Consider the following 15,616-nt stretch of genomic DNA (forward strand, 5'->3'; position numbering starts at 1 on the left):
AGCGTAAACCTGATTGCGTTAGCTGCTTTACAAGCGTCTAAAAATCTCTAAGATTGTCAGCGGAATATTGAATAATTGGTTACCCCTAGTGGCTGGGGTTAAAACAGTATCTACCGTGTCAGCGATGCGTGCTATACCAGAGCGCCTTACGACAATAACGTCGTTATTGCGAAGTTGGGGATTAGTTTGCTCGTTAATTCCTTGGGACATATCCACACGCACCGATCGTCGAGACACACTACCATTACTGTTGAGGCGAATTAGTTCAACTGTATCTCGATGAGCGCGAGCGTTGTTGAATCCTCCCGCTACCAACAAAGCCTGATTCAAGGTAGTGTTGGGGGCTACCCTTAAGCTCCCTGGTGTTTTCACTTCTCCGATCACAGTCACTTGAATATTAGCAGGAGCAAAACTAGCCGTAGCGAGTTGTTCTGCCTCTGCTGGGTTGACATCGGTAGCTGTGGGAACAACGATCGTATCACCATCTTGCAATACCGCATTTTGTCGCAAATCTCCTGTCTGTAAGAGTTGCCAGAGGTTCAGGCTAATTATTTGTTGCGTACCCGCTCTAGTAGCGCGGCGTAGCTCGATCGAGCGAATATCAGCTAAAGATGTAATTCCCCCAGCCAGCTCAATAGCCCTGATGACGGTTGGCAAGCCCAGATTTCTTGGCTCAGCAGCTGTGCCTCCTCCCACTACAACGTAGCTCCCCGGTCGAAAAACTTCCCCCACCACAGCTACAGTGCGTGCTTTTTCCGGATCTCCGATTAAACCCGCAGATGCGATCAGCCTTGTTTCTCCTACACTCAGGTTAGCCGCAGTCGGAACAAAAATCGTGTCTCCATCTCGCAAAATGGCGTCTTGACCCCGATCGCCTGCCTGTAAAAATTTCCAAAAATCGATATCGATCGTTCTGTCTCGACCAGATGTTTGCGGACGACGCAGCTGGATGCGACGGATATCAGCCGTTAGCGTAAATCCCCCAGCTAGCTTGATTGCTTGGATGGCCGTGGGGTATTGCACCCCAGACTGGTATCCTTGTCCTTGCGTCAAAGTAATGGAATAGGAACCCGGGTTATTCACTTCTCCAGAAACTAAAACATTTACAGGCCGAGCAGACAAAAGCGTTACCGTCACCACCGGACGTTTCAAGTAGGGAGCGTATCGACGCTCGATCGCCCGAGAAGCTTGTTCTGTCGTCAAACCCTGGATCGAGATCCCACCAATCAATGGCAGCGTTATGAGGCCACCTAACGGGACTTGTAATTCTCCGCCGAGTTGAGGTTCCTCGAACACATCAATCCGAATCCGATCTCCTCCCCCTAATGTATAGTTTGCTTCGGCTTGTACAACGCTGGCCGTCGGTCGGGGTGCCACAGACCTTTGTCCCCTTGGCCGCTGCGCTTGGCTGGGATAGGTAACAGCGATGGTTATTGACGCTAACAGGGTCATAGCTGTAAGGGGATAAATTAGTTGTTTGTAACAAAACATAACAAACATATCCGACCTATACACCAAATATTCTTCTTCTAAACTTAACGCAGGAGCAATGTGGTTGCTCTAGCCTGACTGGAAAACTCTTTACCTTAATGGCTAGAGTGAGTGGAACGACTTCTACTACTGGAAGTCGATCTACCGAGCCAGTAGATATTTATGCTGTTGCACGGCAGGAATTCTTAAAGTATGCTGAATCAAAACTCGGTAAGTTTCTGGGGTAAGTTCGAGTGAACCACGTACCCTTAGCAATTTTGATCGCTTGTTACAACAGACGCGACCAAACTTTAAAATGTCTCCAAGCGCTTTACGAGCAAAATGTCAGTTGTGACGTATACCTCGTAGATGATGCTAGTTCTGATGGTACATCGGATGCAGTCAGAGCAAACTATCCGACAGTCAAACTGATTCAAGGCAAGGGCAACTTGTTTTGGGGTGGCGGAATGCGATTGGCATTTTCCGAAGCTCTTAAGGTTGGTTATGACTATTATCTTTGGCTAAACGACGATACGACGCTCGAACCTGACGCGATCGCCAAACTACTTGATACCCACCATAAACTTGCATCTCAAGGTTATCCCAATTCGATCGTGGTCGGATCGACGCGAGATCCCGTCACTAAAAAGCCTACTTACGGTGGTCAGGTACGTTACAACCGTTGGCGTCGTCTCAAATTTAAATTGGTAGAACCGGGTGAGCAACCCCAGCAATGCCAAACAATGAACGGTAACAGCGTGTTAATCCCAGCTGCTGTAGCTGAAAAAGTTGGTAATATAGATGATGCTTTCCCCCACCAACTAGGAGATTACGATTACGGACTCAGGGCGCGTCAAAAGGGGTGTTTGGTGTGGATAGCACCAGGTTATATAGGTACTTGTTCTAGAAACTCCTATAGCGGCAGTTGGAAAGATTCAAACCAACCTTTGGCTAAGCGTTTGGAAAAAGTGTTTAGTTTGAAGGGTATGGAGCCAAGGGAATGGAAAATATATACTAAGAGACATGGCGGAATCTTTTGGTATCTTTATTGGATATTTCCTTACCTACGAGTAATTATTTCATCAGTGTTCAAACAAATGGACTATTCTTCAACAGAACTTTAATAGTTTGACAAGTTACTCATCGAAAAGAAATATGCTTCTGGTTTGACCATCGCAGTTATTGTCAAAAATAATCAACAATCAACCATGCACAATCAACAAAAAAGATTAGGCTATATTTCAGCAGCCCCCAGAGTATCAACTAGACTGGATGCAGAAATGGGAGGACCGCGATCGCACGTTATGGGTATCATCAAAGGATTTCAAGCCCAAGGTTGGGAAGTCAAACAATTCATCGTGGGCGATCGCTTACCCTCAACTATATCCGGCAAAGGTTCAGAAGCTCAGTTGACCCAAAGCCAGTTTAAAACATTCCTAGCCGACTTAGCGAGGATGGCAATGGGAGCGCTCAATGCAAATGAAGCTTGGCGGGAACTAGGCGATCGAGTAGATTGGGTGTACGAACGTTTTGCGGCATTTCAATCTTTGGGGTGGATATTTCGGGAAACATAATATTCCCTGGATACTAGAAACAAATGCCCCCCTATTTTCAGAATCGAAACAGCAAAGAAAAACAATTGTACTGAGCAAAATAGCTCGATATCTCGAATTACGAGCTTACCAACAGTGTAATGTTTTAGTGTGTATTAGCTCCGATCTCAAACAAATTATCGTGCGCGAGATGGGCATTTCACCATCAAAAATCATAGTAATACCTAACGGCGTAGATGTGGAAATATTCGATCCAGCCCGATATCAGCCCAAGCGTTTATTTCCAAATTTTACTATCGGTTATGTAGGTAGCTTGTACGCTTGGCAAGGGTTAAACTTTTTGTTAGAAGCGATCGCCGATCTGCGAACAGAAGGGTTAGATTTATCGCTGCTCGTCGTTGGAGATGGCCCCATGCAAAAAACTTGCCAGGAACTTGTTCACCGACTAAATATAGCTCCTCACGTAGCATTTGTAGACCGCATACCCGCATCGGAAGTACCAGCTTATATAGCTGGCTTTGATGTGGGATATTGCGGGCAAGTTGAGCTAGAAACGGGCAAAATATATTTCTCACCCCTGAAGCTTTACGAATATATGGCGATGGGAAAACCAGTTATAGCATCTGCCTTTGAGGATACAATCAGAGTAATCCGAGATGGAGAAACTGGATTTCTATTTCAAGCCGGAAATTTGCCTCAATTAAAACAAGCAATATCAAAAGCATATCGGGAACGAGAGCATTTGGTAACACGAGGACGACTAGCACGGGAACAAATCGTCACCAATCACAGTTGGAACGTCAGAGTACAATTGATGATTGCAGAAGTCGATCGCATCTTAAAGGCAAGCAAGCAGTGATGAACAAAAAATCCTATCGCCTAGTTGGAATATGGATAAATGCACTATCTATTTCCGATCTGAATGCACTAATTGCTGAAGCAGTTAGCAGCAAGCAACGTTGGATTATTGCTAACCACAATTTCCACAGCATTCATATTTATCACCGCGATGCCAAAATGCGTGCTTTTTACGCTTTAGCAGATTACATTCATGCAGATAGTATGCCCCTTGTTTTCTTGGCAAAGCTGTTAGGTTATCCTTTCCAACGAGAACACCGCGTTACTTATGCAGATTGGACGCCTCGCTTGATCGAAGAAGCAGCGCAACAAAATTGGCGCGTGTTTTATTTAGGATCTAAACCGGGAGTAGCTGAACGAGGAGCTATAATTTTACAACAAAAGTTTCCCAACTTGCAAATTGCCACAGCAGACGGCTACTTTGATACTCGTCCCGATAGTCAGGAGAACAAAAATTTATTGGCAAAAATTAATAATTTTCAGCCTCATGTTCTCATGGTAGGTATGAGTATGCCCAGGCAAGAACACTGGGTATTGGATAATATAGAGGGTTTATCTACAAATGCTATTTTGACTGCTGGTGCCGCAATAGATTATATTGCAGGTGAAGTTCCAACACCTCCCAGGTGGGCTGGCAGATGGGGGTTAGAGTGGTTATCGCGCCTAATTGCAGAGCCAAATCGACTTTGGCATCGCTATTTAGTAGAACCTTGGTTTGTTTTAGCATTGTTTATCATCGAAAGATTTAAAAAGGGGAATTAGAGAATTACTATGACTGGCATGGCATTGTCCAAATCAAAAATGATCGAATTCCGTACTCAGCTAGTTGCGATTCACCGAAAATTAAGCTGGAACAAGGAATGGCCTCCCCAAAGCACAATTAATTTAGAAGATTTACCAACTGCTCGTCAAATATTCGAGCCTGAAAATTTAATTGTACCGGAAGCAAAATTAATTTCTAGCAATTCAGAAACTACATTACCAGCTAGCAAGTTATATTGTCCGGCAGCTTGGACAGCGCGTATTCCCAAAGGTGCAGCTGTAGGCGGAACAGTGCTAACACCAGATAATCAGGCAGTTATTACATCTATAGAGTCTTGGCACGATCACGGCCCGCCAAATAATTGGTTACTACCTATTTCCCGCCGAAATCATCATCTAAATGGCTCCTGTTTGGATATAGGAAAATTGATCTGGGCGACAAATTATTTCCATTTCTTAATTGATACACTACCGCATTTAGCTATATTGCGTGAGGCTGAATGGGAGCCGGATTGGATTCTAGTTTATCAAAACAGGAGTAAATTTGTAGACGCAATTTTTCAGAAAATGGGATTGGGAAAAAAAATTGTTTATACATCTATACGAGAGCGGTATAAAGCAGATGAAATGTTGGTTTGTACGATGCCAAATCAAAGAATAGGTAAATATGAATCTTGGGGAATGAATTTTTTGAATCAAGTATTTAAGCCAGAAAAAGAAAGTAAAAAAATTAGATTATTTATCGATCGAAGCGGTACGGCAGTACGGAAATTGAAAAATCAAGCGCAGATGGTAGAGCAGCTAAGTAAATATAATTTTGTCACAGTTAGATTAGAAGAAAAAACTATTCAAGAGCAAGTAAACTTGTTCCACAATGCAGAACTTATTATCGCCCCTCACGGAGCCGGATTATCAAATATAGCCTTCTGTCAGCCCAATACTAAAATAATTGAGTTGTTTTCTCCCGAATACGTACAAACTATGTATCGAAAGATGGCCGCTAGATTGCAACTGCCTTGGTTGGGTGTTTTGGGCAAAGGCGAAATGTTGTATCCCGATTCGGTAAAGAGAAATATACTATACCGAGATCCATCATTAAATAAAGATATTATATTAGAGCCAGAGCTAATAGACAGAGCGCTGGCTTGGGCTTTTGAAAAATGATATTTTATGCACAAAAACAGGGTATTCTCGAGAAGACGTGCTTTTGTATTGGGCTTTGGTGCTTTGGCTGGTGCTAGTGCTTCGGTCGGCCTAAGTAAAAATAAGCACTGGCAAAACTGGACACAAGCAATGGCCGCAGCCGATACAGATTTTACAGTTCAGGGAGAAAAATCTATGCGAGAAAGAGCAGCAGCGAAGGGATTGGTTTATGGAGCCGCAAGTGACTATGCGATCTTACTCAAAGATCCAGAATTTGCCGCTCACTTTGGCAAAGAGTGCGGCATCTTAGTTCCAGAAGGAATGCTCAAAATGAAAGCTCTTCGCCCTACTCCAACTACATTTAATTTTACTCGCAGCGATTGGTTATTAGACTATACCCAGAAAAACAATATGTTGTTTCGCGGGCATACCTTGGTTTGGCACAATCTTTTACCAGATTGGTTCAAAGAAACAGTCAACGCCCAAAATGCCAAACAGATTATGGTCGATCATATCAAAGCGGTGGCGGGACGTTACGCTGGGAAGATGCACTCTTGGGATGTGGTAAATGAGGCTGTTTATCCTTGGGATGGACGTTCTGATGGTTTGCGTAACTCGCCTTGGCTGGATTTTTTGGGGCCAGATTATATTGAAATAGCTTTTCGCGCTGCTGCTGAAGCTGACCCGAATGCGTTGTTGGTATATAACGATAACCGCGTACAATACGATACCCGCGAAGGGGAAACAATGCGAACGGTAATCTTTAAGTTGTTGGAGGGTTTAAAATCCAAAGGCGTACCCGTGCAAGCTTTGGGTATCCAAAGTCATCTGTGGGGAGATGAAGTCCGTTTTAATCCAGAAAAATATCGAAAGTTTTTGAGCGATGTAGCGGCTCTGGGACTGAAAATATTGATTACTGAACTGGATGTGACCGATGTAAATTTACCTAAAGACGAGGCAGAACGCGATCGCATTGTGGCGAAAACTTATGAAGATTATCTGTCGGTAGTATTGGATGAACCTGCGGTAGTGGCAGTGTTAAATTGGGGATTGAGCGATCGCTATACTTGGCTGTCCGAGTTGAGAGCCAGAACGGATGGCTCACCAGTCAGACCATTGCCATTCGACAGAGACTTGAAACCCAAGTTAGGATGGAATGCGATCGCCCGCGCCTTTGACCAAGCTCGACCTCGCTAAATTTTACACTCAACCCACACCCTGCAAATATACCCGTGAGCAGATTTGAGAACCTAAAAGCTAAAGTTGATTTACTGCGTAGCCGTTTGATGGGAGAAGGGAATGCAGCTACCCTGGCTAGAGGTGCTGCTAGCAGTTTCACCATTAGAATGACGGGAACTGGCATTAACTTTGTCACGCAAGTCGTGCTAGCGCGTTTGTTGGGTGTGGGAAGTTATGGTAGTTATATTTACGCGATTACTTGGATCACCGTATTGGGAGTAGTGGGAAAACTTGGCTTCGATACTGCATCCGTGCGATTTGTAGCAGCATACAGCACTCAACAAGCTTACGGACTTTTGGGCGGTTATTTGCGCTACAGCAGTCAAGTTATTTTGCTAATTTCGATCGGTACAGGCTTATGTCTGGGATTAGTTAGTTGGATCTTCCAGGCTCGATACAGTGTAGAACTTTTACATACCTTTTGGATCGCTGGCGCAATATTGCCCCTCAGCACTGCTTTAGAAGTGCAGCAGTCAAGACTGCGTGCTTTGAAAAAAATCATTCAAGGACAATTACCGCAAGAAGTTTTAGTTCCCCTGCTGGTATTGGTAGGAACAGTAATTGCAGCTGTTTGGTTTAAGTCGGATTTAGATGCTAGAACTGCTATGAGTATCAGGTTAGTAGCAGTTGCCGTAGCTTTAAGTATTAGCTTTTACTTGCTTATACAAGTTCTACCAACAGAAGTACGAGTTAGCCAACCTATCTTTAAATCTAATGAATGGTTTCGCGCCGCCTTAGCGATGGTACTGGTAACTGGGTTTAATATGGTAGTAGCCCAAACAGGTACGATCGTACTCGGTGCGACGCTAGGCACTAAGCAAGTAGGTATGTATGCAGTGGCGAGTAGGATTGCCGAGTTGTTAGTTTTCATTCTCGTCGCTGTTAATTCAATTCTCGCGCCTTTAGTTGCCAGCCTCTACGCTAAAGGCGAGAAAACTGAACTTCAACGTATAGTTAGAATAGGTGTATGGATTGTATTCTCGATATCCCTAACAATTGCCGTCATCTTACTGATTTTTGGCCGCCAATTACTCAGTTTGTTTGGCGCAGAATTTACTTCTAGTTATCCTATACTTGTTGTGTTAATAGTCAGTCAGTTAATTAACGCCATGTCAGGCCCAGTATCATTATTACTGAACATGACCGGATATCACGGTGATTCAGCCAAAATTCTGGCTGTTAGCGCAACTATTAACATAGGATTGAATATAGGTATAACTCCTATTTACGGTGCATTCGGAACTGCTTTAGTAACAGCACTCACTTCTTTAATATGGAACGGTTCGATGTCAATAATTGTTTGGTATAGACTCAAAATTATCGCTGTTGCCATACCAGAACGTATATTTTCAATAAGCCTAAAAGGAGATAATTAAAAATATGCAATCACTACCAAATAAAATTGCCAATCGCATCAAAAGAATCCGGCAAATTCCTATAGAAAAAAATTACCAAAAAGAATTGCCAGAGAATCATCAAGCGGAAGATGTATTTCTAGTATCTTATCCCAAATCAGGTAATACCTGGTTAAGATTTTTAATCGCTAATGCGCTCAAAGTGCATTACAAAATTGAACGAGAAGTTAATTTTTTTACAGTCCACGATATTATTCCTTCCCTGACATTTTCCAGAAATCTCCGTAATGAAGGGCCGTTTGGACGTACAGATTTACCGAGAATTATCAAAAGTCACAGTGGATACAATCCCTACTATCAGCGGGTAATTTTTATGGTACGAGATCCCAGAGATGTGTTGATATCGTACTATCACTATCTTAAGTCATTTGGCGCTATTCCAAATAATTGGACAATATCTGAATTAATACGCGATCGCAAATTTGGTACAGAAGCATGGAATCAGCATACAAAAGGTTGGTATGTAAGTAATAAAGAAGGACAAAATATTCAACTATTTTATTACGAAGAATTTATCAAAAACCCTCAAGCTAATTTAGATCGTTTGATGGATATACTAGGGATAAAAATGACAGAGGAGGAATTACAAGAAGCAATTAAATTAAGTTCCAAAGAAAATATGAGAAAATCAGAAGAAGCTCACAGATCTACTTATGTAATCAAAACTCAAGAAACCCGCTTTGTTCGCAAAGGAGAAGCAGCGGGGGGTAAAAGTTTAAATGAAGAAGATAAAAAATACCTGGAAGATGCAACGAGAGAAGTTGCACAGTTGATTGGATATAATTTTTAAACTTTGCCATAATTAGAAAGAGGGAAAATGGAGAAAAACCCTAGATTGCCAAATTTATTTATCTGCGGTGCTGCGAAAGCAGGTACAAGTTCTCTTTGGTATCTTCTCGGACAGCATCCTGATATTTTTATGCCAGAAGATGAACTTGTAAAAGAACCTTGCTACTTTTCCAACTTGGTGGGAATAACAGATGAAAAAGAATATTTAAATATATTCGCAAAAGCTGATAATCAAAAATATATTGGGGAAGCATCTACAGCATATCTCACAGATCCCGCCAGTCCGCAAAGACTTTATGATTTTAATCCTAATGCCAAAATAATTATTATGTTACGCAATCCTATTCAGCGAGCTTACTCTCTGTATAATTGGATGATTCAGGATGGGTATGAATATGCTAGAACGTTTGAGGAAGCTTTAGCCAAAGAACAGCAACGGCGAAATCAAAAAATACCTAACTTTTTTGAGCCGCAGTATTACTATAACTATATGTATTTTAGTTCTGGTCTGTACTACGAACAAGTAAATCGATATTTGGAGTTATTTGGGCATAATGTATTTATCGGTTTGTTTGAGGATTTTATCAAAGACCCAAAAGAATTTTTAAATAAAATTTGGCAATTCCTAGAAATTAAGCCGTGCGATAATTTACAAGAAGAAGCTAAAAATCCTTCTCGAAAAGTAGTGCATACTTATATTTCATTCGCGATGAGAAGAATTACCAAATTTAAAGATTCAGTTTCGAGATATTTAGACAGGAATTATCAAATAAAATTGTATAATACTAAAGAGGGACGAGATTTTTTACTAAAGCTGGTAACAACCAAGCAAAAGCCAAACCCTATTAAGCCAGATACTTATAAACGATTGCGCGAAAAATATAAAGATGAATATGAAAAAATCGAAAGTAATCTTAAGCTAAATTTAGACGCTTGGAGAAAAATAGATGAAAAGTTTATCCACAGAAACTAATAAGATGAATATGCAGCTTTTAAATATTGGTTGTGGTTCTGTTTTCCATCCTGCTTGGACGAATATCGATATTGCATCTTTCTCGCCTGATGTTCAAAGTTACGATCTCAGAAAAGGTTTACCTTATGAGAACAATTATTTTGATGTTTGTTATAGTTCTCACGTTATAGAACATCTTACCATAGATGAAGTGAAATTTCATCTAAAAGAAGCTTTAAGAGTTTTGAAACCAAAAGGAACAATCAGGGTAGTTGTACCGGATCTAGAAGGAATAGTACGGGAATATCTGCGTTTATTAGAACTGGTGGAAGCGGGTGGAAAGCAAGCAGAAACAGACTATGATTGGATGATGTTGGAACTTTACGATCAAAATGTTCGTAGTTTTACTGGCGGTGAAATGGGCAAATTTTTAAATAGCCCAGATCTAAAAAATAAAGAATTTATTTTGAGTCGGATCGGTAAAGAAGCAGAACTGTTTTGGGCTGAACAAACGGCGAAGGAAAAAAGAACGATCTGGGAAAAAATCAAGTCTAAGAAAATATCCTGGTATATAGAAAATTTGCAAAACAAGTTGTTGCTAATTTTAGCAAAGTCAATTGCAGGTAAAAAGGGGAAAATTGCTGTAGAAGAAGGATTATTTCGGAATTCGGGAGAAATTCACCGCTGGATGTACGATCGCTTTTCGCTGCGGCGACTGCTGGAAAATGCGGGCTTTGTAGATGTGCGCGTTTGTCGTGCTGATGAAAGTAGTATTCCTAATTTTAACAGCTACGAGTTGGATACGATCGCAGGGAAAATTAGAAAACCCGATTCCTTATTTATGGAAGCGATAAAACCAGGGTGAACTAGGGCAGAAATAAGTAATTATTTATCAAAAATATGGAGTTATTTAGATAATGAAAATTTGTATAATTAGTAGATCTGATGGGAGAGGAGGTGCTTATGCGGCTGCTTACCGACTGCACCAAGCTTTGCAGCGATCGGGATCGGATTCGATTATGATTGTAGGGGAAAAAACAAGAGACGAAAAAACTATTTGGGGAGAAGATACTGGATTCAAAAAAGAATGGACAAACCTGGCTTTATTGATAGATAATATAGTATTAAAAGCTTATCCAAATCGCGATCGCAGTATATTCTCCTCCCAGTGGATTCCAGATTCAATTGCTAGTAAAATCGCTAAAGCACAACCAGATATAATTAACTTACATTGGGTGTGTGCTGGCTACCTAAAAATAGAAAGCCTTGCCAAAATTGCCAAATTAAATAAACCAATCGTTTGGACGCTGCACGATATGTGGGCGTTTACAGGCGGTTGTCATTACAGTCAAGGATGCGATCGCTATATCAATTCCTGCGGCGCTTGTCCCCACCTTCACAGCAGTAAAAACAAAGACTTATCCCGCTGGATATGGCAGCGCAAAGCCAAATCCTGGCAAAATATTAATATAACTATTGTAACTCCTAGTAAATGGCTGGCAAAATGTGCTAAAGCTAGTTCATTGTTTAAAGAGCAGCGAATAGAAGTAATTCCTAACGGTATCGATACCAAAATTTATAGACCGATCGATAAAAAACAAGCGCGAGATCTGCTACAATTACCTCAAGATAAGCATCTCATCCTGTTTGGAGCTACTGCTGCAACTAGCGATCGCAGAAAAGGATTTCACCTCTTGCAACCAGCCTTAGAAAGCTTAAGCAAAACAGTATGGAAAGAGAAAACCGAATTAGTAGTATTTGGTGCATCCGAGTCCAGCGATGACACAGAATTAGGCTTTAAATGCAACTACTTGGGTCAAATCGGCGACGATTTATCGCTAGCACTAATTTATTCAGCCGCAGACGTTTTTGTTGCATCTTCCATTGAAGATAATTTACCAAATACGATCGTCGAAGCGATCGCCTGCGGTACACCCTCAGTCGCCTTCAATATCGGCGGTATACCTGACATTATCGAACATCAGCAAAACGGATATCTAGCCGAACCTTACCAAACAGAAGATTTAGCCAAAGGAATTGCTTGGGTACTAGAAAATCCAGAAAGACATCAAAAGCTATCATATCGCGCTCGCGCCAAAGCCGAACAAGAATTCACCCAAGAAATCCAAGCTAATCGTTATACATCTCTCTATCACGAGATCGGCAAATGAAAAGTCTTGTCAAGCTAGCAGAAGATGGGTTTGTATTTGTAACAATTTTAGCGGCGACAAACGCTTTTGAACCTATAGAACCCTGGGGTAGCTTATTAAGAAGAGTTTGGTATTTAATAAATCCTTTCACGCTGTTGATCGTGATATTGCGGTGGAAACAAATTCTTCGCGTGGCTGCGAGAGACAAATTTATCCTAACCCTAGTGGGAATTGCGATTATCTCGGTTTTATGGTCTGAAGTACCGGGGGAGACAATCCACGAAAGTTACGAACTGGTCTGTACTACCCTATTTGCTTATTACCTAGCTTACCGTTGTAAAAACGTACAAGGGCTGCTAAAAATGTTGGCTTTACCCTTGGGATTTGCAGCTTTGACCAGCTTATTTTATGCTGTAGCTATGCCTTCTGTCGGGGTAATGCAAGCCAATCAAGCTGGCGGAAACCATACGGGATCTTGGAAAGGAGTCTTCGTACAAAAAAACATCATGGCTAGGGCGATCAGCGTCGCCGTAATAGTTTTTTTATGTCACGATCGCACTAACCGCAAGTACAGCCAAATCTGCTGGTTTTTGTTTGCCATTTCAGTCATATTGGTAAAATTTTCCAGATCCGGGACTGGTTTTATTACTGTCATCGCTTTAATCGGTTTGTTTCCCCTCTACAAAGCTTTACGATGGAACTTTGTCCTGATCCTACCTATCTGCCTGATGGGGTTATTGCTAGGGGCATCGTCCACCGTATGGCTGGTGGATAATGCCGCAGAAGCAGCAGCTTCCATAGGCAAAGACCTGACATTTAGCGGCAGGGATAAATTGTGGGAAGCTGTATTTGATAAAATCTGGGAGCGGCCTTTCCTGGGGTGGGGATACGGCGCTTTTTGGAGTTGGGAAAGTGGAGGCGCTCATGTTTGGCGATCGCTCGGTTGGGACCCACCCCACGCCCATAATGGAGTGGTACAAGTTTGGGCAATTTTGGGCTTATTAGGTCTATCGGTATTTTTAATGGGATATATCAGTACCTACATCCGAGCGCTAAATTGGGCGCGGATGACCAAAACACCAGCTGGTATTTGGGCGTTGGAATACCTGACATTTATGTTTATATTCAACGTCAGTCAAGACTTAACTCCCGAAGGAAAGAGTATATTTTGGATTATTTATGTCGCCACCAGCGTATTAATTGGTATCCCATCCGAGCAAGAAAGCGCGATCGATCCCAGACAATCAAACCAGAAAAGTTTATCCGAGCGAAAAGTTCCCGATCGGTTTAACAAAAGGTATTTGAAAAATTAATTAGCTGAATTATTAAATCTAGGCTGTTTTTCTAACTTCCAAAGTTGATCTTGGAACTTGCCTAACTCTTGCATTGGCTTACTCTGATAACTTTGCTCTTTTTCAAGTTTCATTCGCAATCCGTCAGAAGGCTTGTATAAAAAAACATCGCTAAAACCCTGCGAAATTTTAGGTATGTTTGGTTTAACTAGCAACTGAAGCCGGACTTTTGGATCGAGCAGATAGCTGAGAGCAAAAATCGGCTCTGGATTGGTATCGCTGACTACAAGTGAATAATTAGCTTGGTTGATAATGCCAGCTATTGCAGGAAGTTCAGAGGCATCTTTATTCCACCAAACTTGTGCTTGCGAACCAATTGCACAAGATAAAACACCAGCAGAAAAAATTGCGATCGTCACTACCTGCCACAGCTTTTGTTGCCAAACTTTAAAAGGCAAAAAACTTATTTTGGCAGCCAAAAAGTATGCAACAGCTAGCTGAATACCCAAATAACAGGGAAGTAAATAGCGAGCAATTCCCGAACGGCGTCCCCCCAAAATTAAATCTGGTAATACCAAGGGAATAGCACAGACTATTATTAATATCAAAATAAATAACTTTTCTCGTTTAGATCCCCGGCGATATAGAAATAAAATAGCATATCCGATCGTAATTAACAAAATTAAGATGAACGGACTCAAGGGAATTATACGGCTCAAAGGATCGTCTGAACCAATACCAACATCAAAAAAAATGCGGCTTAGATTACCAAGCCACATATTAAACAAAGAAAACAGGCTAACTTCCCTCGATGTCCACCTAGTCCTTTTATTAAATTCAGAAAAATTGCTAATCACAAATAAAATCCAGGGCGTGAAAGTTATATAACCTACAATTAATACCACTAGATAAGCAGTAAACTTTTTAGTAAATCGGCAACCTTCTACAACAAATACATATATTCCTTGTCCAATGTTCACCAATCCCGATAACAAAAATGTATAGAGTCCTAGCACCACAGTTACCGCATATATAATCCAACTCAACTTAGTTTGGATTCGCATCGCTCGCAGCAGAGCCGCACTAGATAGTAAAATTGTTACCGTCCACAAACTATACGGTCGCGCTTCCTGCGCGTACAGCACTTGAAATGGCGAAATAGCTATTACTCCAACTGCCATCCAAGCAACTAAAGGCAAGTCGAATAATTCTCGGCATAGCCAATAAATACAAGGAAAAGCAAACAAACTCAAAATTGCAGACAAACTGCGGATTATCGCGATCGAATCACCAAACCATTGTACCCAAAATCTTGCCATCAAAAAGTAGAGTGGCGGCAGATGAGGTTCTTCCGTTGCCAATCCCTTGATGGTGTCCAATGGACTTTTTTCAGAATTAATATGTTGAAACTTCGTTAAATCTTCAATCCGAATTTCTTTCCCATTAAAAACTTGCCGATTTAATTCAGCTTTAGTATATCCAGACATCCGCAATGAAGTATAAGTCTCATCTCGCCAGTAAATTTTTTTATCTATATTTATAAATCTAAAAAATATCCCCAATATAATGAGAATAATAATTAAAATTCGTAACTTATCTCGATCGAAACTACTATTTTCAGTTGATTTTATAGTCATCTTATGTATTTCAGCAGTTCAGAGGGTAGAATCAAATTCAAATTTAGTCGATCTTCTGCCACAATTGATAGCAACCAAACCAATTCTAAATGTAGCATCCCAGGCAATACTGCTCAGGATTTGCATAAAATTGGGGTTTTCGTAGGTTGGGTTGACCCCAGGCAACCCAACAAAGTTTTGAGTTTCGCTATCGCAAGGGCCCAACCTACAATTCCAAAACCCGAGCAGTATTGGCATCCAAGGTTTTTTGTTGTCCGATTCAGTATAAATACTGAATCAGCAAGCCAGCCCTATAATAGATACATTGATACAAAATAGCTGATACAGTAGCCCAAAGTAACTACTGTATCAGCCGA

At 41.3% G+C, this 15,616-nt stretch carries 15 protein-coding genes; 13 read left to right on the top strand and 2 right to left on the bottom strand.

The window, feature by feature from the left end:
• Positions 1 to 27: 27 nt before the first annotated feature.
• Complete coding sequence (locus tag ACE1CD_RS25160) at positions 28 to 1,500, bottom strand: SLBB domain-containing protein (RefSeq protein ID WP_374826628.1); 1,473 nt, start codon at positions 1,498 to 1,500, stop codon at positions 28 to 30.
• A gap of 89 nt (positions 1,501 to 1,589) precedes the next feature.
• Here ACE1CD_RS25160 and ACE1CD_RS25165 point away from each other — a divergent pair, with 89 nt between their 5' ends.
• The 13 genes from ACE1CD_RS25165 to ACE1CD_RS25225 all read left to right on the top strand — a co-directional run bounded on the left by ACE1CD_RS25165 (position 1,590) and on the right by ACE1CD_RS25225 (position 13,644).
• The gene (locus tag ACE1CD_RS25165) at positions 1,590 to 1,718 is read left to right on the top strand and encodes a hypothetical protein (protein WP_374792633.1); all 129 of its coding nucleotides are present in this window, start codon (positions 1,590 to 1,592) and stop codon (positions 1,716 to 1,718) included.
• 6 nt (positions 1,719 to 1,724) lie between these two features.
• Entirely contained in the window at positions 1,725 to 2,594 is an 870-nt protein-coding gene (locus tag ACE1CD_RS25170) for a glycosyltransferase family 2 protein (protein WP_374826629.1), read from the top strand.
• A gap of 84 nt (positions 2,595 to 2,678) precedes the next feature.
• The gene (locus tag ACE1CD_RS25175; protein WP_374792637.1) at positions 2,679 to 3,044 is read left to right on the top strand and encodes a hypothetical protein; all 366 of its coding nucleotides are present in this window, start codon (positions 2,679 to 2,681) and stop codon (positions 3,042 to 3,044) included.
• Entirely contained in the window at positions 3,001 to 3,882 is an 882-nt protein-coding gene (locus ACE1CD_RS25180) for a glycosyltransferase family 4 protein (protein WP_374826630.1), read from the top strand. Before ACE1CD_RS25175 ends, ACE1CD_RS25180 begins: the two co-directional genes overlap by 44 nt.
• Entirely contained in the window at positions 3,882 to 4,643 is a 762-nt protein-coding gene (locus tag ACE1CD_RS25185; RefSeq protein WP_374826631.1) for a WecB/TagA/CpsF family glycosyltransferase, read from the top strand. The genes ACE1CD_RS25180 and ACE1CD_RS25185 overlap by 1 nt, the downstream gene beginning before the upstream one ends.
• A 9-nt stretch (positions 4,644 to 4,652) precedes the next feature.
• The gene (locus ACE1CD_RS25190; protein ID WP_374792643.1) at positions 4,653 to 5,807 is read left to right on the top strand and encodes a DUF563 domain-containing protein; all 1,155 of its coding nucleotides are present in this window, start codon (positions 4,653 to 4,655) and stop codon (positions 5,805 to 5,807) included.
• A 6-nt stretch (positions 5,808 to 5,813) separates the two neighbouring features.
• Positions 5,814 to 6,983 (top strand): endo-1,4-beta-xylanase, encoded by a 1,170-nt coding sequence (locus ACE1CD_RS25195; protein ID WP_374792645.1) that lies wholly within the window; start codon positions 5,814 to 5,816, stop codon positions 6,981 to 6,983.
• Between the two features lie 35 nt (positions 6,984 to 7,018).
• Positions 7,019 to 8,401 carry a flippase gene (locus tag ACE1CD_RS25200; protein WP_374792647.1) on the top strand — a complete coding sequence of 461 codons (1,383 nt, stop codon included), beginning with the start codon at positions 7,019 to 7,021 and terminating at the stop codon, positions 8,399 to 8,401.
• Between the two features lie 4 nt (positions 8,402 to 8,405).
• Positions 8,406 to 9,230 (top strand): sulfotransferase domain-containing protein, encoded by an 825-nt coding sequence (locus tag ACE1CD_RS25205; RefSeq protein WP_374826632.1) that lies wholly within the window; start codon positions 8,406 to 8,408, stop codon positions 9,228 to 9,230.
• 27 nt (positions 9,231 to 9,257) lie between these two features.
• A complete protein-coding gene (locus ACE1CD_RS25210; protein WP_374826633.1) occupies positions 9,258 to 10,202 on the top strand; it encodes a sulfotransferase domain-containing protein in 945 nt (314 codons plus the stop codon).
• Complete coding sequence (locus ACE1CD_RS25215) at positions 10,177 to 11,046, top strand: methyltransferase domain-containing protein (RefSeq protein WP_374792653.1); 870 nt, start codon at positions 10,177 to 10,179, stop codon at positions 11,044 to 11,046. Before ACE1CD_RS25210 ends, ACE1CD_RS25215 begins: the two co-directional genes overlap by 26 nt.
• Before the next feature lie 52 nt (positions 11,047 to 11,098).
• Positions 11,099 to 12,352 carry a glycosyltransferase family 4 protein gene (locus tag ACE1CD_RS25220; protein ID WP_374792655.1) on the top strand — a complete coding sequence of 418 codons (1,254 nt, stop codon included), beginning with the start codon at positions 11,099 to 11,101 and terminating at the stop codon, positions 12,350 to 12,352.
• Positions 12,349 to 13,644 carry an O-antigen ligase family protein gene (locus ACE1CD_RS25225; RefSeq protein WP_374826634.1) on the top strand — a complete coding sequence of 432 codons (1,296 nt, stop codon included), beginning with the start codon at positions 12,349 to 12,351 and terminating at the stop codon, positions 13,642 to 13,644. Before ACE1CD_RS25220 ends, ACE1CD_RS25225 begins: the two co-directional genes overlap by 4 nt.
• On the opposite strand, the gene ACE1CD_RS25230 is transcribed toward ACE1CD_RS25225, so the two are convergent.
• Entirely contained in the window at positions 13,641 to 15,260 is a 1,620-nt protein-coding gene (locus ACE1CD_RS25230) for a glycosyltransferase family 39 protein (RefSeq protein ID WP_374826635.1), read from the bottom strand. The genes ACE1CD_RS25225 and ACE1CD_RS25230 overlap by 4 nt on opposite strands.
• Between the last annotated feature and the right edge of the window lie 356 nt (positions 15,261 to 15,616).

The sequence above is a fragment of the Aerosakkonema sp. BLCC-F183 genome (assembly GCF_041929145.1).
Lineage (GTDB): Bacteria > Cyanobacteriota > Cyanobacteriia > Cyanobacteriales > Aerosakkonemataceae > Aerosakkonema.

Coding starts and splice junctions, on each gene's coding strand:
- ACE1CD_RS25160 (WP_374826628.1), bottom strand. CDS start 1,500: ATGTTTGTTATGTTTTGTTACAAACAACTAATTTATCCCCTTACAGCT.
- ACE1CD_RS25165 (WP_374792633.1), top strand. CDS start 1,590: ATGGCTAGAGTGAGTGGAACGACTTCTACTACTGGAAGTCGATCTACC.
- ACE1CD_RS25175 (WP_374792637.1), top strand. CDS start 2,679: ATGCACAATCAACAAAAAAGATTAGGCTATATTTCAGCAGCCCCCAGA.
- ACE1CD_RS25185 (WP_374826631.1), top strand. CDS start 3,882: ATGAACAAAAAATCCTATCGCCTAGTTGGAATATGGATAAATGCACTA.
- ACE1CD_RS25190 (WP_374792643.1), top strand. CDS start 4,653: ATGACTGGCATGGCATTGTCCAAATCAAAAATGATCGAATTCCGTACT.
- ACE1CD_RS25195 (WP_374792645.1), top strand. CDS start 5,814: ATGCACAAAAACAGGGTATTCTCGAGAAGACGTGCTTTTGTATTGGGC.
- ACE1CD_RS25205 (WP_374826632.1), top strand. CDS start 8,406: ATGCAATCACTACCAAATAAAATTGCCAATCGCATCAAAAGAATCCGG.
- ACE1CD_RS25210 (WP_374826633.1), top strand. CDS start 9,258: ATGGAGAAAAACCCTAGATTGCCAAATTTATTTATCTGCGGTGCTGCG.
- ACE1CD_RS25215 (WP_374792653.1), top strand. CDS start 10,177: ATGAAAAGTTTATCCACAGAAACTAATAAGATGAATATGCAGCTTTTA.
- ACE1CD_RS25220 (WP_374792655.1), top strand. CDS start 11,099: ATGAAAATTTGTATAATTAGTAGATCTGATGGGAGAGGAGGTGCTTAT.
- ACE1CD_RS25225 (WP_374826634.1), top strand. CDS start 12,349: ATGAAAAGTCTTGTCAAGCTAGCAGAAGATGGGTTTGTATTTGTAACA.
- ACE1CD_RS25230 (WP_374826635.1), bottom strand. CDS start 15,260: ATGACTATAAAATCAACTGAAAATAGTAGTTTCGATCGAGATAAGTTA.